Origin of the sequence: Kitasatospora sp. NPDC059577, assembly GCF_042735475.1 — a bacterium.
Taxonomy (GTDB): Bacteria; Actinomycetota; Actinomycetes; order Streptomycetales; family Streptomycetaceae; genus Kitasatospora.
On sequence record NZ_JBHWBZ010000021.1, the window covers coordinates 89,280 to 110,170 of the forward strand.

At 71.9% G+C, this 20,891-nt stretch carries 17 protein-coding genes; 11 read left to right on the forward strand and 6 right to left on the reverse strand.

Annotation, left to right across the window (positions count from 1 at the left end):
- Positions 1-76: 76 nt before the first annotated feature.
- Positions 77-757, reverse strand: coding sequence for a hypothetical protein (locus ACFV0O_RS18815; protein ID WP_360262125.1), 681 nt, complete (start codon positions 755-757; stop codon positions 77-79).
- A 103-nt stretch (positions 758-860) separates the two neighbouring features.
- Positions 861-1,067: a hypothetical protein gene (locus ACFV0O_RS18820; RefSeq protein ID WP_360262126.1), complete on the reverse strand. Its 207-nt coding sequence runs from the start codon at positions 1,065-1,067 to the stop codon at positions 861-863.
- A 277-nt stretch (positions 1,068-1,344) separates the two neighbouring features.
- Between ACFV0O_RS18820 and ACFV0O_RS18825 the strand changes: the two genes are divergently transcribed.
- Positions 1,345-2,322 carry a carbohydrate kinase family protein gene (locus ACFV0O_RS18825; protein ID WP_380342839.1) on the forward strand — a complete coding sequence of 326 codons (978 nt, stop codon included), beginning with the start codon at positions 1,345-1,347 and terminating at the stop codon, positions 2,320-2,322.
- On the opposite strand, the gene ACFV0O_RS18830 is transcribed toward ACFV0O_RS18825, so the two are convergent.
- Positions 2,315-3,718, reverse strand: coding sequence for a cysteine desulfurase/sulfurtransferase TusA family protein (locus tag ACFV0O_RS18830; RefSeq protein ID WP_380342841.1), 1,404 nt, complete (start codon positions 3,716-3,718; stop codon positions 2,315-2,317). The genes ACFV0O_RS18825 and ACFV0O_RS18830 overlap by 8 nt on opposite strands.
- A gap of 370 nt (positions 3,719-4,088) precedes the next feature.
- On the opposite strand from ACFV0O_RS18830, the gene coxB reads away from it, so the two are divergent.
- The 3 genes from coxB to ACFV0O_RS18845 are packed head-to-tail and all read left to right on the forward strand — an operon-like array spanning position 4,089 to position 7,134.
- Positions 4,089-4,943, forward strand: a complete 855-nt coding sequence (gene coxB / locus ACFV0O_RS18835; RefSeq protein ID WP_380342842.1) for a cytochrome c oxidase subunit II — start codon at positions 4,089-4,091, stop codon at positions 4,941-4,943.
- On the forward strand, positions 4,940-6,715 hold the full coding sequence (gene ctaD / locus ACFV0O_RS18840; RefSeq protein ID WP_380342845.1) for a cytochrome c oxidase subunit I: 1,776 nt from the start codon (positions 4,940-4,942) through the stop codon (positions 6,713-6,715). Before coxB ends, ctaD begins: the two co-directional genes overlap by 4 nt.
- The gene (locus tag ACFV0O_RS18845; RefSeq protein ID WP_360262130.1) at positions 6,715-7,134 is read left to right on the forward strand and encodes a cytochrome c oxidase subunit 4; all 420 of its coding nucleotides are present in this window, start codon (positions 6,715-6,717) and stop codon (positions 7,132-7,134) included. The genes ctaD and ACFV0O_RS18845 overlap by 1 nt, the downstream gene beginning before the upstream one ends.
- A gap of 530 nt (positions 7,135-7,664) precedes the next feature.
- Here ACFV0O_RS18845 and ACFV0O_RS18850 read toward each other — a convergent pair.
- Complete coding sequence (locus tag ACFV0O_RS18850; protein WP_360249814.1) at positions 7,665-8,612, reverse strand: terpene cyclase; 948 nt, start codon at positions 8,610-8,612, stop codon at positions 7,665-7,667.
- A gap of 310 nt (positions 8,613-8,922) precedes the next feature.
- On the opposite strand from ACFV0O_RS18850, the gene ACFV0O_RS18855 reads away from it, so the two are divergent.
- Together ACFV0O_RS18855 and ACFV0O_RS18860 are read left to right on the forward strand one after the other, a co-directional pair.
- Positions 8,923-11,934, forward strand: a complete 3,012-nt coding sequence (locus tag ACFV0O_RS18855) for an ATP-binding protein (protein ID WP_380342848.1) — start codon at positions 8,923-8,925, stop codon at positions 11,932-11,934.
- A gap of 200 nt (positions 11,935-12,134) precedes the next feature.
- Positions 12,135-13,199, forward strand: coding sequence for an aldose epimerase family protein (locus tag ACFV0O_RS18860; RefSeq protein ID WP_380342851.1), 1,065 nt, complete (start codon positions 12,135-12,137; stop codon positions 13,197-13,199).
- A 181-nt stretch (positions 13,200-13,380) separates the two neighbouring features.
- Here ACFV0O_RS18860 and ACFV0O_RS18865 read toward each other — a convergent pair whose 3' ends face one another.
- Positions 13,381-13,884, reverse strand: coding sequence for a GNAT family N-acetyltransferase (locus tag ACFV0O_RS18865; RefSeq protein WP_360249805.1), 504 nt, complete (start codon positions 13,882-13,884; stop codon positions 13,381-13,383).
- Positions 13,885-14,194: 310 nt separating this feature from the next.
- Between ACFV0O_RS18865 and ACFV0O_RS18870 the strand changes: the two genes are divergently transcribed.
- The 5 genes from ACFV0O_RS18870 to ACFV0O_RS18890 all read left to right on the forward strand — a co-directional run bounded on the left by ACFV0O_RS18870 (position 14,195) and on the right by ACFV0O_RS18890 (position 20,379).
- Positions 14,195-15,472: an extracellular solute-binding protein gene (locus ACFV0O_RS18870; RefSeq protein WP_380342853.1), complete on the forward strand. Its 1,278-nt coding sequence runs from the start codon at positions 14,195-14,197 to the stop codon at positions 15,470-15,472.
- Between the two features lie 151 nt (positions 15,473-15,623).
- Positions 15,624-16,625: a carbohydrate ABC transporter permease gene (locus tag ACFV0O_RS18875; protein WP_380342856.1), complete on the forward strand. Its 1,002-nt coding sequence runs from the start codon at positions 15,624-15,626 to the stop codon at positions 16,623-16,625.
- A gap of 40 nt (positions 16,626-16,665) precedes the next feature.
- Positions 16,666-17,571 (forward strand): sugar ABC transporter permease, encoded by a 906-nt coding sequence (locus tag ACFV0O_RS18880; RefSeq protein WP_380342859.1) that lies wholly within the window; start codon positions 16,666-16,668, stop codon positions 17,569-17,571.
- Between the two features lie 65 nt (positions 17,572-17,636).
- The gene (locus ACFV0O_RS18885; protein WP_380342861.1) at positions 17,637-19,334 is read left to right on the forward strand and encodes a glycoside hydrolase family 13 protein; all 1,698 of its coding nucleotides are present in this window, start codon (positions 17,637-17,639) and stop codon (positions 19,332-19,334) included.
- 25 nt (positions 19,335-19,359) lie between these two features.
- Complete coding sequence (locus tag ACFV0O_RS18890) at positions 19,360-20,379, forward strand: LacI family DNA-binding transcriptional regulator (protein WP_360249790.1); 1,020 nt, start codon at positions 19,360-19,362, stop codon at positions 20,377-20,379.
- Between the two features lie 73 nt (positions 20,380-20,452).
- Here ACFV0O_RS18890 and ACFV0O_RS18895 read toward each other — a convergent pair whose 3' ends face one another.
- Positions 20,453-20,662 (reverse strand): hypothetical protein, encoded by a 210-nt coding sequence (locus ACFV0O_RS18895; RefSeq protein WP_380342864.1) that lies wholly within the window; start codon positions 20,660-20,662, stop codon positions 20,453-20,455.
- Positions 20,663-20,891 lie beyond the last annotated feature (229 nt).

Consider the following 20,891-nt stretch of genomic DNA (forward strand, 5'->3'; position numbering starts at 1 on the left):
CGTCCCCCCGCGCGCCCCCCCCCCCCCCCCCCCCCCCCCCCCCCCCCCCCCTTCTCGTTGTCCCGCGCCACGGCCGCTACTGGCCGGCGACGTCCGGGGTCACCGGGTCCGGCCCGGCGTGCGGGTCGGCGTCCAGCGGCACCTCCTGGCCGCTGGTCCGGTCGACCACCGTCCGCCCGGCCAACGGCGAGCGCAGGTCGGCCGACACCGACTGCCGCTTGGCCAGCGCGTTGCAGACCTGTCCGGGCTGCAGGGCGGGCTTGCCCGGCACGACCACGACGTCGACCCGGCCCGGCTGCGACTCGTCCGCCTTCAGCGCGTACGTCGTGCAGACCCCGCCGAAGAAGTAGACGGTCAGCTTGGTGGTGCCGTCCACCCGGTAGGCCACCGGCGGGTGCGCGGGCGAGCCCGAGCCGTTCGGGTTCGGCTCCCCCGGCGCGATCCCGTTGACCGGGGGAGTGCCCGGCGCCGGCTGCCCCGGAGCGGGCGAGGCCGGCGTGGGGACGAAGTCGGTCGGTGGCGCCGTGGGCGGCCGGCCGGCGTCCGAAGGGCTCCCCGTCGGAGCCGCCGCGGAGGGGCTGCCGGAGGGCGCCGGGGCCTGGGGGGAGGCGGAACCGGTGGCCGCGCCGCTCGTCGCCGAGTCCGAGGCGGGCTTGCCGTCCCCGTTGCACCCGGCCACCGTCATCACCGCCGCCAGCGCCAGGGCCGCCAGGGCCACCGCCCGCCGACCGCGCCGGGGCATCGTCTCCAGATCCATCTGCACATCCTCCCGAGAGCTCAGCGGCGCCGCCTCCTCGGCCGCTCCGCGCGGATGTGACGTGCCCCGGACGGATCCGGTTCCGTGCCGGTCCGGGACCGGCTCAGAGGCCGTACTCGGCCATCCCCGCGACCACCCGCTGCGCCCCGGACGGGACGCGGAAGCCGGCGGACGCGGGGGCGGTGGGCTCCGGGCCGGTCGCCAGCAGCGGCCAGAACCGGCGCAGCCGCCGGGAGGAGTCCAGCAGGGCGTCGAGGGTCTCGCCGTCCTCGGCCCGCAGGCCGGGCAACGGGGACTGGTCGGTCTTCATCGGGCATCGCTCCGATCCAGAGCCGCGGCGGCTCCGCCGCGGTCGACGTCGGGGCCCGCCCGCGGCGGGCCTCCTGAGGCCGACCCTAGGCCGGGCCTCGTCCCGCCCACCAGTGCTACCCGGAGGTAGTACACGTTCGACGGCAACGGGTGCCACCATGGCCGAGGGGGGCGGCAACTTGCGGCACTGTTGCCGGGGCACGTCCCGGGGCCGGTACCGTGAGTGGGTTCATCCGCGCCTGCCCGCTGGCCCCGCAGCCATCCTGAGGAGACCTCCCGTGCGTATCGCCGTCGCCGGCTCGATCGCCACCGACCACCTGATGACGTTCCCCGGCCGGTTCGCCGACCAGCTCGTCGCCGAGCAGCTGCACACCGTGTCGCTGTCCTTCCTGGTCGACACCCTGGACATCCGCCGCGGCGGGGTCGCCCCGAACATCGCCTTCGGCATGGGTGTGCTCGGGCTCCGCCCGGTCCTCGTCGGTGCCGCCGGCGCGGACTTCGCCGAGTACCGCAGCTGGCTGGAGCGCAACAACGTGGACTGCGACTCCGTCCACATCTCCGAGACCCGGCACACGGCCCGCTTCATGTGCACCACGGACCAGGACCACAACCAGATCGCCTCGTTCTACACGGGCGCCATGGCCGAGGCCCGCAACATCGAGCTGAAGCCGATCGCCGACCGCGTCGGCGGCCTGGACCTCGTCCTGATCGGTGCCGACGACCCGCAGGGCATGGTCCGCCACACCCAGGAGTGCCGCACCCGCGGCTACGCCTTCGCCGCCGACCCCTCCCAGCAGCTGGCCCGCCTGGAGGGCGAGGACATCCGCGAGATCGTCGACGGCGCCGCGTACCTCTTCACCAACGAGTACGAGGCCGCGCTCATCGAGAGCAAGACCGGCTGGGACTCCGACGAGCTGCTCACCCGCGTCGGCACCCGGGTCACCACCCTGGGCAGCAAGGGCGTCCGGATCGAGCGCAAGGGCGAGGCCCCGATCCTGGTCGGCTGCGCCCGCGAGGAGGCCAAGCTCGACCCGACCGGCGTCGGCGACGCCTTCCGGGCCGGCTTCCTCGCCGGCCTGTCCTGGGACCTCGAACTGGAGCGCTCCGCCCAGCTCGGCTGCATGCTGGCCACCCTGGTCATCGAGACCGTCGGCACCCAGGAGTACGAGCTGCGCCCGGCCGCCTTCCTGAAGCGCTTCGAGGACAGCTACGGCGCCGAGGCGGCCGCCGAGATCCGCGCGCACCTGGTCAAGTAGTCCGCCGCACGACGAGGTAGGCCGAGCCCCGGTCGCCGCCGTAGTCGGCGGCCGGGGCCTCGCCCGCGTACTCCTGTCCGCGCATCCCGCACCAGGCCGGGATGTCCAGCCGGGCCGCCTCGTCGTCGGCCAGCACGACGACCGTGCCGCCCGGCGGCACCTCGCCGATCCGCTTCGCCAGCTCGATCACCGGCAGCGGGCACCGCTTGCCCAGCGCGTCGATCACCAGCAGCGACTCCGGGGCCGCGGCAGCCGCCCCCGGCGCCGGCAGGTCCAGCCCGAGCGGCGCCCGGACCCCGGCCACCAGCTCCGGCAGCACCGCGAGGAAGCGCTCCACGTCCGCCTCGGCCGTCCCGTACGGCAGCGAGACCCGGACGTTGCCCTCGGTGAGCACCCCCATCGCCGCCAGCACGTGACTGGGCGTCAGCGTGGACGAGGTGCAGGAGGAACCGGAGGAGACCGCGAAGCCCGCCCGGTCCAGCTCGGTCAGCAGCACCTCGCCGTCCACGTACAGGCAGGAGAAGGTGACGATGTGGGGCAGTCGCCGCACCGGGTCGCCGACCACCTCGACCTCGGGCACCAGCTGCGGCACCCGGGCCCGGATCCGCTCGACCAGCGCGTGCAGCCGGGCGTTCTCCCGCTCGGCCCCGGCCCGCACCGCGCGCAGCGAGGCCGCCGCGGCGACGATCGCCGGGACGTTGACGTAGCCGGGCACCCGGCCGCCCTCGCGCTCGTCGGCCGGCAGCGGCGAGGCGTACCGGACGCCCTTGCGCACCGCCAGCACCCCGACCCCGGGCGGTCCGCCCCACTTGTGCGCGCTCGCGGTCAGCAGCGACCAGCCCGTCGGGACGTCCACCCGCCCGGCGCTCTGCGCCGCGTCCACCAGCAGCGGGACACCGGCCCCGGCGCACAGCGCGGCGACCTCGCCGACCGGCTGGACCGTCCCCACCTCGTGGTTGGCGCTCTGCAGCGCGGCCACCGCGGTGTCCGGGCGCAGCAGCGCGCCGAAGGCCGCCGGGTCGACCCGTCCGCCCCGGTCCACCGGCACCACCGAGACCCCGCCCCCCGCGTCGCCGTGGCGCTCGGCGACGTGCAGCACGCTGGAGTGCTCCACCGCGGAGTGCACCAGGTGGCCGCCGCGCCGGCGGTTCCCGGCCAGGGCGCCGAGCAGGCCGAGCTGGACGGCCTGCGTCCCGCTGGCGGTGAAGGCGATCTCGTCGGCCCGCGCGCCCAGGACCTCGGCGACCGTCTCGCGGGCGGCGTCCAGCAGCATCCGGGCCTGCCGGCCGGAGCGGTACAGTCGGGCCGGGTCGGCCCAGCCCTCGTCCAGGGCGGCGGTCAGCGCCTGCCGGGCGACGGGGTGCAGGGGGGCCGTCGAGGCCGCGTCGAAGTACACGGTCACATTTAACGGCACACCCGGGGCGCCGTCCGGTCCGCCCGCGCAGCTCACCCGGCGTCAGTCGATCACCCCGAATGTCCGCTTCGTCCGTGTCCGACGGGTCGTCACGGGCGTTGTCCGAGGTCATCCCCCGATCGGGCGTACGGACCTCGAATGCCTACGATGACCTGCGGCGTAGCCCTTGCCGGGCCTGATCGGGCGACCGGGCGGCGCGTTACCGGGGGCTGCCCGTCAGGAGCGCATAAGGCTGGAGTAGGGTTTGGCCCGCATAAGCATTCAAACCGTGCCCGTGGACGGGTCGCCGGGGAGGCTCACACTCCTCTCCCGGGGCGACGCGAAGGCGGGCGAGACTTCGGGAAGGCGCTACGTGAGTCCCAACGGCTCCGACCGCTCGCCGCGGCGCACGATGCGGCGGAAGCTGCCTCAGGCGCTGGCACTGGGCCTCGTCATCGCGACCGCCACCGGCTGCTCGGCCAACGACCTCCCCAGGCTTGGCCTCCCGAGCCCCGTCACTTCGGAAGGGCCCCTGGTCCTCCACATGTGGCAGGGGTCCTGGATTGCGGCGCTGGTGGTCGGTGCTCTGATGTGGGGTCTGATCATCTGGAGCGTGATCTTCCACCGGCGCAAGCGCACCGGTGTGGAGATCCCCCCGCAGACCCGGTACAACGTGCCCATCGAGGCGCTCTACACCGCGGTCCCCATCATCATCGTGTCGGTGCTCTTCTACTTCGTCGCCCGCGACGAAGCGACGCTGACCTCCACGTCCGCGAAGCCGCAGCACTACGTCAACGTGGTCGGCTTCCAGTGGAGCTGGGCGTTCAACTACGAGAACACCGAGAACCCCGACCCGGCCAACAAGGACGCCGCGTACGACGTCGGCACCCCCAAGGACGAGCCGACGCTCTGGCTGCCGGTCAACGAGTCGGTGCAGTTCCGGCTCACCTCTCGTGACGTGATCCACGACTTCTGGCCCATCAACTTCTTGATGAAGATGGACGTCGTGCCGGGCGTGGTGAACAAGTTCGAGGTCACGCCGACCGTCAAGGGCGAGTACAGGGGCAAGTGCGCCGAGCTCTGCGGCGTCGACCACTCGCGCATGCTGTTCAACGTCAAGGTCGTCGACCGCGCCGACTACGACAAGCACCTGGCCGAGCTTCGCGCCAAGGGCCAGAACGGTGCGGTTCCCTCTGGCCTCATCTCCATGGGAAGTGAAGAGAAGTGACCATCCTCAACGAGCCCGCCGCGGCCGGCGGGGGCGCCGAGGCCGTCACGGTCGGGGCGCAGCGGACCCGGAAGCCGGGTTCGACCATCATCAAGTGGTTGACCACCACTGACCACAAGACGATCGGCACCCTGTACCTGGGCACGTCGTTCGCCTTCTTCCTGATCGGTGGCATCCTCGCCCTGGTCATGCGCGCCGAGCTGGCTCGTCCCGGGACCCAGATCCTGTCGAACGAGCAGTTCAACCAGGCGTTCACCATGCACGGCACGATCATGCTGCTGATGTTCGCGACGCCGCTGTTCGCGGGCTTCTCGAACTGGATCATGCCGCTGCAGATCGGCGCCCCGGACGTGGCGTTCCCGCGTCTGAACATGTTCGCGTACTGGCTGTACCTCTTCGGTTCGACCATCGCGGTGGCGGGCTTCGTGACCCCGAACGGCGCCGCCGACTTCGGCTGGTTCGCCTACTCCCCGCTGTCGGACGCGGTGCACTCGCCCGGCGTCGGCGGCGACATGTGGATCATGGGTCTGGCCTTCTCCGGCTTCGGCACGATCCTCGGTGCGGTCAACTTCATCACCACGATCATCTGCATGCGCGCCCCGGGCATGACGATGTTCCGGATGTCGATCTTCGTCTGGAACGTCCTGCTGACCTCGGTCCTGGTCCTGCTGGCCTTCCCGGTCCTGGCCGCCGCGCTGTTCGCCCTGGAGGCGGACCGCAAGTTCGGTGCCCACGTCTTCGACCCGGCCAACGGCGGGGCGATGCTGTGGCAGCACCTGTTCTGGTTCTTCGGTCACCCCGAGGTGTACATCATCGCGCTGCCGTTCTTCGGCATCGTGTCGGAGATCATCCCGGTCTTCAGCCGCAAGCCGATGTTCGGCTACTCCGGCCTGATCGCGGCCACCATCGCGATCGCCGGTCTGTCCGTGACGGTGTGGGCCCACCACATGTACGTCACCGGCCAGGTGCTGCTGCCGTTCTTCTCCTTCATGACCTTCCTGATCGCGGTCCCGACCGGTGTGAAGTTCTTCAACTGGGTCGGCACCATGTGGAAGGGCTCGCTGAGCTTCGAGACCCCGATGCTCTGGACGGTCGGCTTCCTGGTCACCTTCCTCTTCGGTGGTCTGACCGGTGTCCTGCTGGCCTCCCCGCCGATCGACTTCCACGTCTCGGACTCGTACTTCGTCGTCGCCCACTTCCACTACGTGGTCTTCGGCACCGTCGTCTTCGCGATGTTCGCCGGCTTCCACTTCTGGTGGCCGAAGATGACCGGCAAGATGCTGGACGAGCGCCTCGGCAAGATCACCTTCTGGACGCTGTTCTTCGGCTTCCACGCGACCTTCCTGGTGCAGCACTGGCTCGGCGCGGAGGGCATGCCCCGCCGCTACGCCGACTACCTGGCCTCGGACGGGTTCACCACCCTGAACACCGTGTCGACCATCGGCTCCTTCGTGCTCGGCCTGTCGATCCTGCCGTTCCTCTACAACGTCTGGAAGACCGCCAAGTACGGCGAGAAGGTCACCGTTGACGACCCGTGGGGCTTCGGCCGCTCCCTGGAGTGGGCGACCTCCTGCCCGCCGCCGCGGCACAACTTCCTCACGCTGCCCCGGATCCGCTCCGAATCCCCGGCCTTCGACCTCCACCACCCGGAGATCGCCGCGCTGGACTACCTGGAGAACCACGGTGAGCCGGCCAAGCACCTCGCCGGTGTGACCCCGGCGAAGTACGACGCCCCGAAGCTGGGCAAGGGCAAGCAGGAGGGTGACGCCTGATGAAGGAACAGGGAAAGATCTTCCTGGGCCTGTCGGTCTTCGTACTGGCCATGGCCATCACGTACGGCCTGTGGACCAACAACGCGGAGGGCCCGGGCCTGGAGGCCGCCGGCACCACCGCGCTGTTCCTGGCCTTCGCGCTCTGCGCGTTCATCGGCTACTACCTCGCCTTCACCGCCCGCCGGGTGGACAGCGGCGCGGGTGACAACCCCGAGGCCGAGGTCGCGGACGACGCCGGCGAGCTGGGCTTCTTCGCCCCGCACAGCTGGCAGCCGCTCTCGCTGGCGCTCGGTGGCGCGCTCGCCTTCATGGGCGTGATCTTCGGCTGGTGGCTGATGTTCTGGGCCGCCCCGATCATCCTGATCGGCATCTTCGGATGGGTCTTCGAGTTCTACCGGGGCGAGAACCAGAACCAGTAGGTTCCGCTTCCGACACCAGGGCCGGGGGGGGGGCCGCCCGCGCCGGACCGCCCGGTCGGGGCGGCCCGGCGGGAGGGTAAGGACACGCACACGGGCCGGACGCCCGGGGGCGCCCGCCGTCGAGCACGATAACCGCCGGGCGCCCGCGCGGCTACGGTCGGTGCGCCGGGTCCGTACGGAGGGTGCGCGTTCCGGCCGTTCTCGCGGTCGGCTCGTTCGGGGTGTGCTGCGCGGTCGGGTCGTTCGGGGCGTGCCGTGAGGGCGCGCAGCGAGGCCGGGTCGGGAGGTCGGGTCGCGGGGGCGCGCCGCGAGGCCGGGTTGCGGCGGCTCCCGTGTCGGCTCGTCCGGGTCCTGTCCGGGTGGTCGTCGACCCCGGGTGCGGTCGGCGCCCGGCGGGGGAGGCCCGCCGCGCGCGGTCTCACCCCGGCGTGATCGGTCGCGCAGGGGGCGGGTGCCGGCGCGGGCGCGCCCGACTCCGCCGGCCGGCTGCCCCGGTCGGCGTGTGGCGGCCGGGGGCCAGCGGGTGGGCGTCAGACCGCGTGGTAGCGGCCGGTGCGGGCCTCCCAGCTGAGGTAGCCCGCCAGCCAGGTGAGCAGCCCGTCCGCGTACCGCTGGGCGATCGCGCGCTCTATCCGGGACAGGCCCAACTCGCGGTAGACGTCGAGGAGTCGGCCGTGCAGTTCCTCGCAGCGCTCGACCATCAGCTGGGCCTCCGCGATGACCGCCGCGCAGGCCTCGTCGGGCGAGCAGCGGCGTTCCCGCTGGACGATCATGACCAGGTTGTTGACGTCGCCGCGCGGCGCCTCCAGCGGGTAGGACCGCACGTCGTTGCTGAGTGACGGTATGTCCGCTGCCAGCTGGCGGAGTTGACGCAGCACCGGGTGGTGCAGGACGGCGGCGGGGACCTCGAACTGGCCGATCCGTTCGACCATGTCGAAGATGGTCTCCATCGCCGCGGTGCCCCGTCTGAGTTCGAGGTAGCCGTCCCGGTCCGGGGGCCGGGCGGAGATCCGGCCGGCCGCCTCGGCCGGGTGACTGGCCAGGTAGTACTCCCAGTTGTACGCGGCGCGCGCCTGCCAGCGCGCGGGCATGCCGTGCGCGCTGCGGTTCCAGAGGTCGGCGAAGGCGGTCTCGACCGCGGACTCCTGGTCGGGGCGGGCGCCGTGCAGGACCGCGATCAGGCGTTCGCAGATCGGCGCGACTTCCGAGGGGCGGCGGCCGAGCGGGCCGTCGAACTGGTCGTCGAAGAGGAAGTAGAAGCCCATCAGGTCGGCGGCCAGGGCGAGTTCGTCCGGTCCGGCGTCCGGGTAGCCGAGCGCGGCGAGGTCCACCACCTCCCAGTGCGCGTAGCCGGGGTGGTCGGCGTCGGGCAGCAGGGGGTGGCGGACCAGCCAGTCGCGGTGCAGGGCGGTCGCGTAGGGGCCGTGCGGACTGCGGCGGTGCGGGAACGGGATCTGAAGTGAGGTGTCGTCAGACATCGGACTCCCGGTGCAGCGGAGGGTGGGGGCGCTTCTGGTTGGAGCACTGATAGTGGAGGGAGTTGACGTGGCGAGGCGAAGACGGTGAGGGTGGGGTTGACAAGATCATCTGCGCCCCGAGGGCCGTAGGGTATCTGATGTAATGATCGGACGTTAGGGATATAGGGCAATTGCCCTTGGCAAGCACTCCGAACCCTCACCGTCCGTCCCAGCCTGCACGAATGCCGCACGGTGAGGGCCACGCAGCGCTAACCTCGGCTCCACGCAGTGATGGAGCTGTGACGGGATCGGGCGAGGCGGAGGCGCGACGGTGACCGAGCAGGACAACGAACTTCGGACGGGGGCCGGTTCCGGCCGGGACGGCGACGGTTCCGCGCCCCGGGTCCGACTGCGCGACCGCGACGCCGAACTGCGCTCGGTGGAAGCCGCCGTCGACCGGCTCTGCCGTGACTTCGCCGCAGGCGGCACCGAGATCGGCGACCTGCTCGCCTTCTCCGGCCGTCCCGGCATCGGCAAGACCAGCCTGCTGCACGAGGTCCGACGGATCGCCAAGCTCCGCGACGGCGCCACCGTGCTGTTCGCCCGTGGCGGCGAACGGCAGTTCAAGGAGCCGTACCACGTCCTGCGCCAGCTGCTCCAGCCGGTGCTCAGCGACCTGCAGCCGGACGTGTTCCGCCAGGTCATGGGCACCTGGGAGGAGGTCGTCGGACCGGCCATGGGCCTCAAGCAGCCCAAGGCCGGGGCCCGCCGGCTCGACCCGCAGGGCGTGCGCGACGGCCTCGACTACGTCCTCACCCAGCTCGCACCGCGCCGCGCGCCGATGGTGATGATCGTCGACGACCTGCACTGGGCCGACGCCGAATCGCTCTCCTGGCTCGCCAAGTTCGCCGTCCGCTCCGGCGAACTGCCCGTCCTGCTCGTGTTCGCCTTCCGCGAGGACGAGAGCGACTGGCCCGCCGCGACCCAGGAGTTCCGCCGCGACATCATCGGCCTCAAGGCCCGCAAGCACGAGCTCAACCGGCTCAACCTCAGCTCCGTCACCGACATGGTCCGCGCCGAACTCGGCGACAAGGCCGAGGACGCCTTCTGCTACGAGTTCTGGAACGTCGTCAACGGCAACCCCTTCGAGGTCGTCGCCCTGCTCGACCAGGTCCGTGACCAGGAGCTCGAACCGGTCGAGGAGAACTCCCGGCAACTGCGCGAACTCGCCGTCGACGCCACCGGGATGACCCTCAAGAGCTGGCTGGACCGGCTCGGCGCCAGCACCCTGCGCTTCGCCTGGGCCTGCGCCATGCTCGGCACCGACATCCGGATCGACCTCGCCACCCGGATCTCCACCCAGAGCACCGAGGGCGCCCGCGACTCCATCAAGCAACTGCGCAAGCAGCGCGTGCTCACCCAGTCCCCCAACGGGAACCTGGAGTTCGTCCACCCGCTGATCGCCAGCTCGATCTACAACACCATGCCGGACGCCACCCGCCTCGGTATGCACGGCATCGCCGCCGTCGAGATCGAGAACGCCGGACTCGGCCTGCTCGCCGCCTCCCGCCACCTGGTCGAGACCCACTCCGGGGAGGGCGACGACCGGATCGTCAAGAAGCTGCGCCGCGCCGCCGTCGAACACCAGCTGATCGGCGCCCCCGAGGCCGCCCAGCGCTGTCTGCACCGCGCGCTCAACGAGCCGCCCGCCGACGAGATCAAGGCCGAGGTGCTGTACGAACTCGGCTGCTCCGCCCTGCTCACCGACCCCGTCGCCACCGTCAACCAGCTCAAGCTCGCCCTCGACCCCGACGAGGTGCCGCTGCGCCCCGAACTGCGGGTGGACGCCACCTTCCGGCTGTCCGAGGTGCTCGCGCACAGCGGCGAGCTGCGCGAGGCCGCCCTGGTCTGCCAGGACGAGGCCCGCAAGACCGACGACCCGGCCGGGAAGCAGCGGCTGCAGGCCGCCTCGTTCATGTGGCACGCCTTCCGCAAGTCCGAGGAGGACGGCCCCGGCCGCTCTGCCCGGCTCGGCGAGATGTGCGCCGGCCTGACCGGCCGGGAGGCCGCCGACCGGGCCGTGCTCGCCATGCGGGCCTGGGACCTCACCCTGAGCGGCAAGCCCTCGGCTGAGGCGCTGGCCCTCGCCGACGAGGTCCTCGACGGCGGCCGACTGCCCAAGGGCCTCGGCTGGACCGACACCACCTGGGGCTTCGAACTGCCCTCGATGCTCGGCCTCACGTACATCTACAACGACCGGGTCGCCCAGGCCGAGCGGCTGGCCGCGGACGCCATCATCCAGTTCGAGGTGGCCGGCTGGAGCGGCGCCCACCGGGGCTTCGCGTACTTCCTGATGGGGCTGGCCCGGTTCCGCCGCGGCCTGCTCGCCGAGGCCGAGGACTTCCTGCGCCGGGCGTACCGCATCTCCGAGCGGATCGGGCAGAAGCTGCCGCTGGCCTGGGACGCCGTGGGCGTGCTGGTGGACACCCTGATCGCCCGCGGCCGGGTCGACGAGGCCTGGGAGCTGGCCAACGACTTCGGCTTCCACCCGCCGTACCACGCGACCGCCATGGTGCTGCCGGACGCGGCCTCGCTGTACGGCAAGCTGCTGATCGCCAAGGGCCGCCACGCGGGCGCCGCCGCCGCGCTCACCGAGGCCGGCGCCCAGTTGGAGGTGCGCGGCTGGCGCAACACCGTCTGGGCGCCCTGGGCCGGCCACCTCGCCGTCGCGATCGCCGACGACGAGCCCGAGCGCGCCCGCGAGTACGCCCAGAAGGCCGTCCGGGACGCGCGCGAGTTCGGCACCGCCTCGGCGATCGGCACCGCGCTGCGGCTGCAGGCGCAGGTCGAGGACGGCCAGCAGGCGGTCGAACTGCTGGAACAGGCCGTGATGTACCTCGGCCAGTCCCCGGCGGGCTACGAGCACGCCGTCGCGCTGGTCGACCTCGGTGCCGCGCTGCGCCGGGTCGGGCGGCTGGAGGACGCCCAGGAGTACCTGTACCAGGGCATCGAGCTGGCCCAGCACTGCTCGGCGGAGGGACTGGTCGACCAGGCGCGGCGGGAGCTGGCCAACTACGGCCTGCGGCCCAACCGGCTGGGGCTGCGCGACTTCCGGGACACCCTGGACACGCTCAGCGGCCCGGAGATGGAGGTCGCCCGGCAGGCGGTGCGGGGCCTGCCGCCGCAGCGGATCGCCGAGGAACTCGGGCTGCACATCAGCCTGGTCAACAGGCGGCTGGCGGCGGTCTACCGCAAGGCGGGCAGCGGGCCGGACGGGCTGGCCTCGGCGCTCGGGCTGCCGCCGCAGCAGCGGGAGTCGACCTCGACGGAGGGCGAGCAGTAGCGGGCGGCGTCCGGCGCGGCGGCGGCTCCGGTCCGGTGGCCGGGGGCCGTCGCGCACGGGCGGCGCGCGTGGACGATGGTGCGCCCCGGACGCCGCCGCCGTCGCTAGGCTGACGAACACCGGGGCTGCCGCGGCGACCCCTCGACGGAGCAGGAAGCCGGCGGTCGCGGTGCGCCGCGGCCGACAGTGAGGAGCAGGTCATGGCGAGCGAGGCCACCAGCGTCCGGCACGAACCCCTCGAACCCGCGGGCGCGGGCGCCGCGATCGAGCGCTGGACACTCACGGCCGGCCCGTACGAGGCGAGCGTGCTCACCCTCGGCGCCACCCTGCACACCCTCAGCGCGCCGGACCGTTCCGGCCGGTCCGCACAACTGCTGCTCGCCGGCGACCGGTTGGCGCAGATCCTGGGCCCGGGCCGGCACTACGGCGCGGTCGTGGGCCGGTACGCCAACCGGATCGACCACTCGTCGGTCACCATCGACGGCGAGGAGCACCCGCTCGCCCCGACCGGCGGCGGCGTGACCCTCCACGGCGGCCCGGACGGCTTCGCGCACCGGATGTGGGCGGCCGAGCCGGTCGAGGACGGGGTCCGGCTGCGGCTGCACAGCCCGGACGGGGACCAGGGCTTCCCGGGCGCGCTGGATGTCAGCGTCGACTACACGCTGGCGGCCTCCGGGGAGCTGGTGATCGCCTACCGCGCGGTCACCAACAAACCGACCGTCGTCAACCTGACGAACCACGCGTACGTCAACCTCGCGGGTGAAGGCAGCGGCGACGTCCTCGGCCACCTGCTGACCCTGGACGCCGACGAGTACACCCCGGCCGACGAACGGCAGATCCCGTACGGGCGGACCGAGCCGGTGGCCGGCACGCCGTTCGACTTCACGGCGGCCACGCCGATCGGCAAGTCGGTGCACGACCGGCACCCGCAGCTGGCCGGGCCGGGCGGCTACGACCACAACTGGGTGCTGCGCGCCCGGCCGGCGGACGGCAGCCCGGCGCGGGCGGCGCTGCTGGAGGACCCGGTCAGCGGCCGCACCCTGGAGGTGCTGACCACCGAGCCGGGCATCCAGGTCTACACGGCGAACAAGTTCCAGGGGGCGGTCACCGGCGCGAGCGGCGTCCCGTACGGACCGTTCGCCGGGATCGCCCTGGAGACCCAGCACTTCCCGGACGCCCCGCACCACCCGGCCTTCCCCAGCACGGTGCTGCGGCCGGGGGAGGAGTTCCGCTCGACGACGGTGCTGCGGCTGGGCACGAACTAGGCCCCGTCCGGCCCCGGACAGGACCCGGCGGGTCGCGGGGGCCGTCGGTGGCCCACCCCCCGGCGGTGGCCGACCCGCCGGCGGGTCACGGCCGCGGGCAGGTCGGGCCGCTCACGGTCACGGCCGCGGGCAGGTCGGGCCGCTCACGGTCACGGCCGCGGGCAGGTCGGGCCGCTCACGGTCACGGCCGCAGGTCCCGGCGCATGCAGAGCCGGGGCCAGCGGTCCAGCCCGTGCTCGGCCTCCTTGCGGCGGATCTCGCGCAGGCCCGGGGTGACCTCGGCGTCGGCCAGCGGCCGGAAGCCGCAGCGCGCGTAGTAGGGGGCGTTCCAGGGGACCTCGGCGAAGGTGGTCAGGGTGAGCGCCGGGGCGTCGGTGGTCCGTGCGAGGTGGTCGAGCAGCGCCCGGCCGATGCCGCGGCGGGCGTGGTCGGGGTGGACGGAGACCTGTTCGACGTGCAGCGCGTCGTCGACCGGCTCGGCCAGCAGGTAGGCGACGACCGTGCCGTCGGGGGCCTCGGCGGCCAGGGCGACGCCCCGCTCCAGGTAGTGCGCGAGCTCCTCCGGGGCGGGGGGCTCGTCCGCGGCGATCTCCGGCATGCCGATCGCGGCGAACGGAGCGCCTGCGGCCCGTTCCAGCTCGGTGAGCAGGGGGAGTTCGTCCTCGGTGACGGCTCTGATGCGCATGCGTCCAGTCTGCTGCAAACGGCTTTCAGCCACGCAGGGTGGTCCCGTCGGCCGTCCCGGGGCGGGGTGAATCGGACGAACCGGGACAATCGCCGCGAGTGTCAACTACCGTGCGGCAACGTCCAGGACACGCGGTTGTAACGATCGGTGTTTCTTGCAGAAACTTGCTGCAAGGACTTTCCGTTGATCTTTCACCGCTGTTAACTTCCTTCCCGAGCCCGACGGCAGCAACGGTGCGGTCGGCACGAGGCAGCCATTATGCGCCTGTCTCCGAACATCTCGGGCACCCCCACCCTCCCAAGGAGTTCTCATGCGGCGTGGCATCGCGGCCTCTGCCCTCGTTGTGGCCCTCGCGGTCTCGATGGCTGCCTGTGGCAGCAGCGGCTCCAGCTCGGACGGCAAGGCCGACGGGCCGGTCACCCTCACGTACTGGGACACCTCGAACGCCACCAACGAGGCGCCGAACTACCAGGAGCTCGTCAAGAAGTTCGAGGCCGCCAACCCGAACGTCAAGGTCGACTTCGTCAACGTCCCGTTCGACCAGGCGCAGAACAAGCTCCAGACCGCGATGGGGGCCAAGGGCGCTCCGGACGTGTTCCGCTCCGAGGTCGGCTGGACCGCAGCCTTCGCCAAGGCCGGCTACCTGGAGCCGCTGGACGGCACCCCGGCCGCCGCCGACACCTCCGCCTTCCAGCCCAGCCTGATCCAGCAGGCCAAGTACGAGGGCAAGCTGTACGGCGTCCCGCTGGTGACCGACACCCTCGGCCTGCTCTACAACAAGGAGCTGTTCGCGAAGGCCGGCATCACCGACGCGCCGAAGACCTGGGACGAGCTGAAGGCCGACGCCGCCGCCGTCAAGGACAAGGCCGGCGTGGACGGCTTCTGGCTGAAGGCCGCCGACGGCTACTACGCGATGCCGTTCCTGTTCGGCGAGGGCACCGACACCGTCGACGCCGCCGGCAAGAAGATCACCATCACCTCGCCGGAGGCCGTCAAGGCCGTCGAGACCTACAAGACGATGTTCACCGCGCCCGGCACCGCCAAGGCCGACGTCACCACCGACGCCTACGCGCACATGATGGACGCCTTCAACAGCGGCAAGGTCGCGGCGATCATCCAGGGCCCCTGGGAGATCACCAACATCTACAAGGGCTCGGCCTTCGCCGACAAGAACAACCTCGGCATCGCGGCCGTCCCCGGCGGCTCCGCGGGCAAGGCCGGCGCCCCCACCGGCGGCCACAACATCTCCGTCTACGCCGGTGCCGACAAGGCCCACAAGGCCGCCGCCGAGAAGTTCGCCGCCTTCATGACCTCGGCCGAGAGCCAGGCGTTCATCGCGCAGAAGAACTCCACCCTGCCGACCCGCACCGACGCCTTCACCGGCGACGTCAAGGCCGACCCGGGCATCGCCGGCTTCCAGGGCATCCTGACCAGCGCCAAGCCGCGCCCCGAACTGCCCGAGTACAGCTCGCTGTTCGCCTCGCTCGGCACCAACCTGGGCAAGGCCGTCCAGGGCACCGGTACCCAGGACGCGCTGAACACCGTCGCCACCGACTACGCCAAGCTCCTGCCGGGCTTCGCCAAGTAGTCCCCGTGCCCGGTCCGCCGGCCGGCGGATGACGGCGAACGAACGACAGCGAACCGACTTCATCGGCTGTCAGTCGTCGACCGTCATCCGCCGTCCCCGGCAGGCCGGGCCGTCGGCTCCCCCCGAGAATCCCCCCGAGAAGGTGTGAACGATGTCAGTCGCCGTGCAGGGCGCCACCGGCAAGGGCAGCCGGGAGCGCGAGCAGCGTCCGGGCCTACTGGAACGCGTCAAGCGCTCCTACGCCAAGCACTGGTACGCCTACGCGATGATCGCGCCGGTCGTGCTGGTGCTCGGCGTGCTGGTGCTCTACCCGCTCGTCGAGGGCATCTGGCTCACCCTCACCGACGCCAACAGCCTCAACGTCGCCCGCAAGATCGGCGTCAACGAGATCCCGGCGAGCTACAACTTCGTCGGCTTCCACAACTACGCCGACATCCTGTGGGGCCCCGGCTCGTACGACCGCTTCTGGTCGCACTTCGTCTGGACCATCGCCTGGACGGCGGTCTGCGTCTTCCTGCACTACACCCTCGGGCTGGGCCTCGCCCTGCTGCTCAACAAGAAGCTGCGCGGGCGCGCCGCCTACCGGCTGCTGCTCATCCTGCCCTGGGCCGTGCCGACCTTCGTCACCGTCTTCTCCTGGCGCCTGATGCTCGCCGACGGCGGCGTCGTCAACGGCATCCTCTCCGTGCTGCACCTGCCCGAGCCCGGCTGGCTCACCGACCCGTGGGCGCAGAAGGCGGCCGCCATCCTGGTCAACACCTGGGCCGGCGTGCCGTTCATGATGATCTCGCTGCTCGGCGGCCTGCAGTCGATCCCGGCCGAGCTGTACGAGGCCGCCGAGATGGACGGCGCCACCCCCTGGCAGCGCTTCCGGTACGTCACCATGCCCGGGCTGCGCACCGTCTCCTCCACCGTCGTCCTGCTCGGCGTGATCTGGACCTTCAACCAGTTCAACGTCATCTTCCTGCTGTTCGGCACCGGCGCGCCCGACGCCCAACTGCTGGTCACCTGGGCCTACCGCCTCGGCTTCGGCCAGATCCCCCGGGACTACGCGCAGTCCGCCGCCTACGGCGTGATCCTGCTGTCCATCCTGATCGTCTTCACCGCCTTCTACCGGCGCTGGCTCGCCCGCAACGAGCAGGCCAACGGCTGAGGCCCCGGACCCAGTTGACCCACGAAGGCAGGTAACCCCGATGAGCACCACCACCGAACGCCCGGCCCCCGCAGCGACCGCGGCCCCGGCCGCCCGGCCGGTCAAGGTCCGCCGCCGCGGCGAGAGCAGCCCGCTGGTCCGGGCGCTGTCCCACGGCACCCTGATCGTGGCCAGCCTGATCGCGCTGTTCCCGGTCGGGTGGATCCTCTTCGTCTCGCTCGGCCCGGACAAGACCGACTACCTCCACCCCGGCCACATCCTCGACAAGCTCACGCTGTCGAACTACCAGCACGTGCTGTCCGACACCGACTTCTTCACCTGGTTCGGCAACGCGCTGCTGGTCTCCGGCATCACCACCGTGTTCGGCGTCATGCTCGCGGCCACCACCGGCTACGCCGTCTCCCGGATGAAGTTCCCCGGGCACAAGCCGCTGATGTGGTCGCTGCTGGTCACCCAGATGTTCCCGATCGCGGTGCTGATCGTGCCGATGTACACGATGCTCTCCGAGCTCGGCCTGCTGGACAGCTACACCGGCCTGATCCTGGTGTACTCGACCACCACCGTGCCGTACTGCGCCTGGCTGCTGAAGGGCTACTTCGACACCATCCCGGTGGAGATCGACGAGGCAGGCCGGGTCGACGGGCTCAGCCCGTTCGGCACCTTCTGGCGGCTGGTGCTGCCGCTCGCCCGCCCGGGCCTGGCGGTCGCCGCCTTCTACTCCTTCCTCACCTACTGGGCCGAGGTGCCGTTCGCCTCGACGTTCATGCTCAGCTCCGACAAGTACACGCTGGCCGTCGGCCTGCAGACCTTCGTCAGCGAGCACGACGCGCAGTGGAACCTGATGGCCGCGACCGCGGTGCTGATCGCGATCCCGTCCGCGGCCTTCTTCTACCTGGTGCAGCGCCACCTGGTCACCGGTCTGACCGCCGGCGCCTCCAAGTCGTGACGCCTGCCGCGGCACACCCCGCGCGCAAGGCCCCCCGCTCCTCCGATCCCCGAGGGATACCGTCCATGACCCAGAACCTGGCCGACACCTCCCGGCCTGCCGCCGACACCGCTCACGAGGCGAACGTCGGCGCGTCCAGAGGCTGGTGGCGGGACGCGGTCATCTACCAGGTGTACCCGCGCAGCTTCGCCGACTCCAACGGCGACGGCATGGGTGACCTGCCCGGCATCCGCAGCCGCCTGCCGTACCTGCGCGACCTCGGCGTGGACGCGGTCTGGCTCTCGCCGTTCTACGCCTCGCCGCAGGCGGACGCGGGCTACGACGTCGCCGACTACCGCGCGGTGGACCCGATGTTCGGGACCCTGCTGGACGCCGACGCCCTCATCCGGGACGCCCACGGCCTGGGGCTGCGGATCATCGTCGACCTGGTCCCCAACCACTCCTCGGACCAGCACGAGTGGTTCCAGCGCGCCCTGCGCGAGGGCCCCGGCTCCGCGCTGCGCGACCGCTACCACTTCCTCCCCGGCAAGGGCGAGGACGGCGAACTGCCGCCCAACGACTGGGAGTCCATCTTCGGCGGCCCGGCCTGGACGCGCACCGAGAACCCGGACGGCACCCCCGGCGACTGGTACCTGCACCTGTTCGCCCCCGAGCAGCCCGACTTCAACTGGGACAACCCGGCGGTCGCCGACGAGTTCCGCTCGATCCTGCGGTTCTGGCTCGACATGGGCGTGGACGGCTTCCGCATCGACGTCGCCCACGGCCTGGTCAAGGCCCCCGGCCTGCCCGACCTCGGCGGCTCCGACCAGCTCAAGCTGCTCGGCAACGACGTCATGCCGTTCTTCGACCAGGACGGCGTGCACGAGATCTACCGCAGCTGGCGCAAGATCCTCGACGAGTACCCGGGCCAGCGGATCGGCGTCGCCGAGGCCTGGACCCCGACCGTCCAGCGCACCGCCAACTACGTCCGCCCGGACGAGCTGCACCAGGCCTTCAACTTCCAGTACCTGGGCACCGACTGGGACGCCGCCGCGCTGCGCGAGGTGATCGACCTCTCGCTCGACTCGATGCGCCCGGTCGACGCCCCCACCACCTGGGTGCTGTCCAACCACGACGTCACCCGGCACGCCACCCGCTTCGCCAACGAGCCCGGCCTCGGCACCCAGATCCGCACGGCCGGCGACCGCGAACTCGGCCTGCGCCGCGCCCGCGCCGCCACCCTGCTGATGCTCGCGCTGCCCGGCTCCGCGTACGTCTACCAGGGCGAGGAACTCGGCCTGCCCGACGTCACCGACCTGCCCGACGAGGTGCGCCAGGACCCGTCGTTCTTCCGCCAGGCCGGGCAGGACGGCTACCGCGACGGCTGCCGCGTCCCGATCCCGTGGTCCGGCACCGAGGCCCCGTACGGCTTCGGACCGGCGGCCGGCGGGCCGTCCTGGCTGCCGCAGCCGGCCTCCTGGGCGGAGCTGAGCGTCGAGGCGCAGACCGGCGACCCGACGTCCACCCTGGAGCTCTACCGCAGCGCGCTGGCCGTCCGCCGGGCGCAGGCCGACCTCGGCGCCGGCACCGGGGTCGAGTGGCTGGACGGCCCCGAGGGCACCCTCGCCTTCCGTCGCGGCTCCTTCGTCTGCACCGTGAACACCACCGGCGAGCCGGTGCGGATCGCCGCCCCGGGCACGCTGCTGCTCGCCTCGACCGACCTCGTGGTGGACGGCGGCGAGACGGTGCTCGCTCCGGACAGCACCGGCTGGTGGGCGGTCTGACGTGGTTGCAATAGGCTCTGGGACCGTGACTACGGCGCGACTCTCAGACATCGCGGCACAGGCGGGGGTCAGCGAAGCCACCGTCTCCCGCGTGCTCAACGGCAAGGCGAACGTCTCCGCCACCACCCGGCAGACCGTGCTGGCGGCGCTCGACGTGCTCGGGTACGAGCGGCCGACCCGGCTGCGCCAGCGCAGCGCCGGGCTGATCGGGCTGATCACACCGGAGTTGAGCAACCCGATCTTCCCCGCGCTGGCGCAGGTGATCGAGCAGACGCTCAGCCGGCACGGCTACACGCCGGTGCTGTGCACCCAGACCCCGGGCGGATCCACCGAGGACGAACTGGTGGAGATGCTGGTCGACCGGGGGGTGGCGGGCATCGTCTTCGTCTCCGGGCTGCACGCCGACAGCACGGCCGACCACGACCGCTACGCGCGGCTGGCCGGGCGCGGGGTGCCGTTCGTGCTGATCAACGGCTTCAGCGAGAAGATCGACGCGCCGTTCATCTCGCCGGACGACCGGGCCGCGATGTGGATGGCCGTCCAGCACCTCGCCGAACTCGGCCACGAGCGGATCGGGCTGGCCGTGGGGCAGCGCCGGTACGTGCCCGTGCTGCGCAAGATAGAAGGCTTCACGGCGGCGATGCGGGAGGTGTTCGGGCGCACTCAGGAAGAGGCCGAGGAGCTCGTCCACCACACGTTGTTCAGCGTGGAGGGCGGGCACGCGGCGGCCGGAGCGCTGCTCGACAAGGGCTGTACGGCGATCGTGTGCGGGAGCGACATGATGGCGCTCGGGGCGATCCGGGCGGTGCGCCGGCGCGGACTGTCGGTGCCGCAGGACGTGTCGGTGGTCGGCTTCGACGACTCGCCGCTGATCGCCTTCACCGAGCCGCCGCTGACCACGATCCGCCAGCCGGTCGAGGCGATGGCCACGGCGGCGGTGGACGCGCTGCTGGAGGAGGTCGGCGGGAACGCCGTCCAGCGCGGCGAGTTCATGTTCCAGCCGGAACTGGTGATGCGCGGATCCACGGGGGCCTGCGCGCGCTGAGCGCCGGTCGCAGGGCCGACGGAAGGGCCCCGGAGAGGCAGTTGCTCCCCGGGGCCCTTCGGCGTGCGCCCGGTCAGCCTTGCCGGGCGGTGGGGCGGTCGGAGGTGGGGCGGTGGTCGTCGGCCGCGTCGCCGGTACGGGTCTCGGTGCGGCGGCCGCGGGCCGGGTAGTCGCGCAGGACCAGGTCGACGGGGCCCTGCGGGTTCCTGGCACCGGAGAGCATCGTCGCGTAGGTCGCGTAGGTCGCGTAGGTCGCGTCGAGCGTGACGGTGGCCTGGGCCATGTGACTTCTCCTCGGGTGCGGAGCGGCAGCACGCCCGTCGGGGCGGGGTTCACCACGGGGATACGCCGGAACCCCCGGGGAGAGGGACCAGACTCTCTCCGGGGGTGGCGGGTGGTCGGCGTTCGGGCGGACCGCCGAGAGGTGACAGATGACAGCTGACAGATGGTGAAATCCGTCAGCTGTCATCTGTTGCACGTCAACTGTTACGTGTCGGCTGTCGGCTGGTACC

Excerpts from the sequence above, each read along its gene's own strand:
- ACFV0O_RS18865 (WP_360249805.1), bottom strand. The coding sequence starts at position 13,884 with ATGCGCATCAGAGCCGTCACCGAGGACGAACTCCCCCTGCTCACCGAG.
- ACFV0O_RS18815 (WP_360262125.1), bottom strand. The coding sequence starts at position 757 with ATGGATCTGGAGACGATGCCCCGGCGCGGTCGGCGGGCGGTGGCCCTG.
- ACFV0O_RS18895 (WP_380342864.1), bottom strand. The coding sequence starts at position 20,662 with ATGGCCCAGGCCACCGTCACGCTCGACGCGACCTACGCGACCTACGCG.
- ACFV0O_RS18875 (WP_380342856.1), top strand. The coding sequence starts at position 15,624 with ATGTCAGTCGCCGTGCAGGGCGCCACCGGCAAGGGCAGCCGGGAGCGC.
- ACFV0O_RS18850 (WP_360249814.1), bottom strand. The coding sequence starts at position 8,612 with ATGTCTGACGACACCTCACTTCAGATCCCGTTCCCGCACCGCCGCAGT.
- ACFV0O_RS18845 (WP_360262130.1), top strand. The coding sequence starts at position 6,715 with ATGAAGGAACAGGGAAAGATCTTCCTGGGCCTGTCGGTCTTCGTACTG.
- ACFV0O_RS18860 (WP_380342851.1), top strand. The coding sequence starts at position 12,135 with ATGGCGAGCGAGGCCACCAGCGTCCGGCACGAACCCCTCGAACCCGCG.
- ACFV0O_RS18820 (WP_360262126.1), bottom strand. The coding sequence starts at position 1,067 with ATGAAGACCGACCAGTCCCCGTTGCCCGGCCTGCGGGCCGAGGACGGC.
- ACFV0O_RS18880 (WP_380342859.1), top strand. The coding sequence starts at position 16,666 with ATGAGCACCACCACCGAACGCCCGGCCCCCGCAGCGACCGCGGCCCCG.
- ACFV0O_RS18885 (WP_380342861.1), top strand. The coding sequence starts at position 17,637 with ATGACCCAGAACCTGGCCGACACCTCCCGGCCTGCCGCCGACACCGCT.
- ACFV0O_RS18870 (WP_380342853.1), top strand. The coding sequence starts at position 14,195 with ATGCGGCGTGGCATCGCGGCCTCTGCCCTCGTTGTGGCCCTCGCGGTC.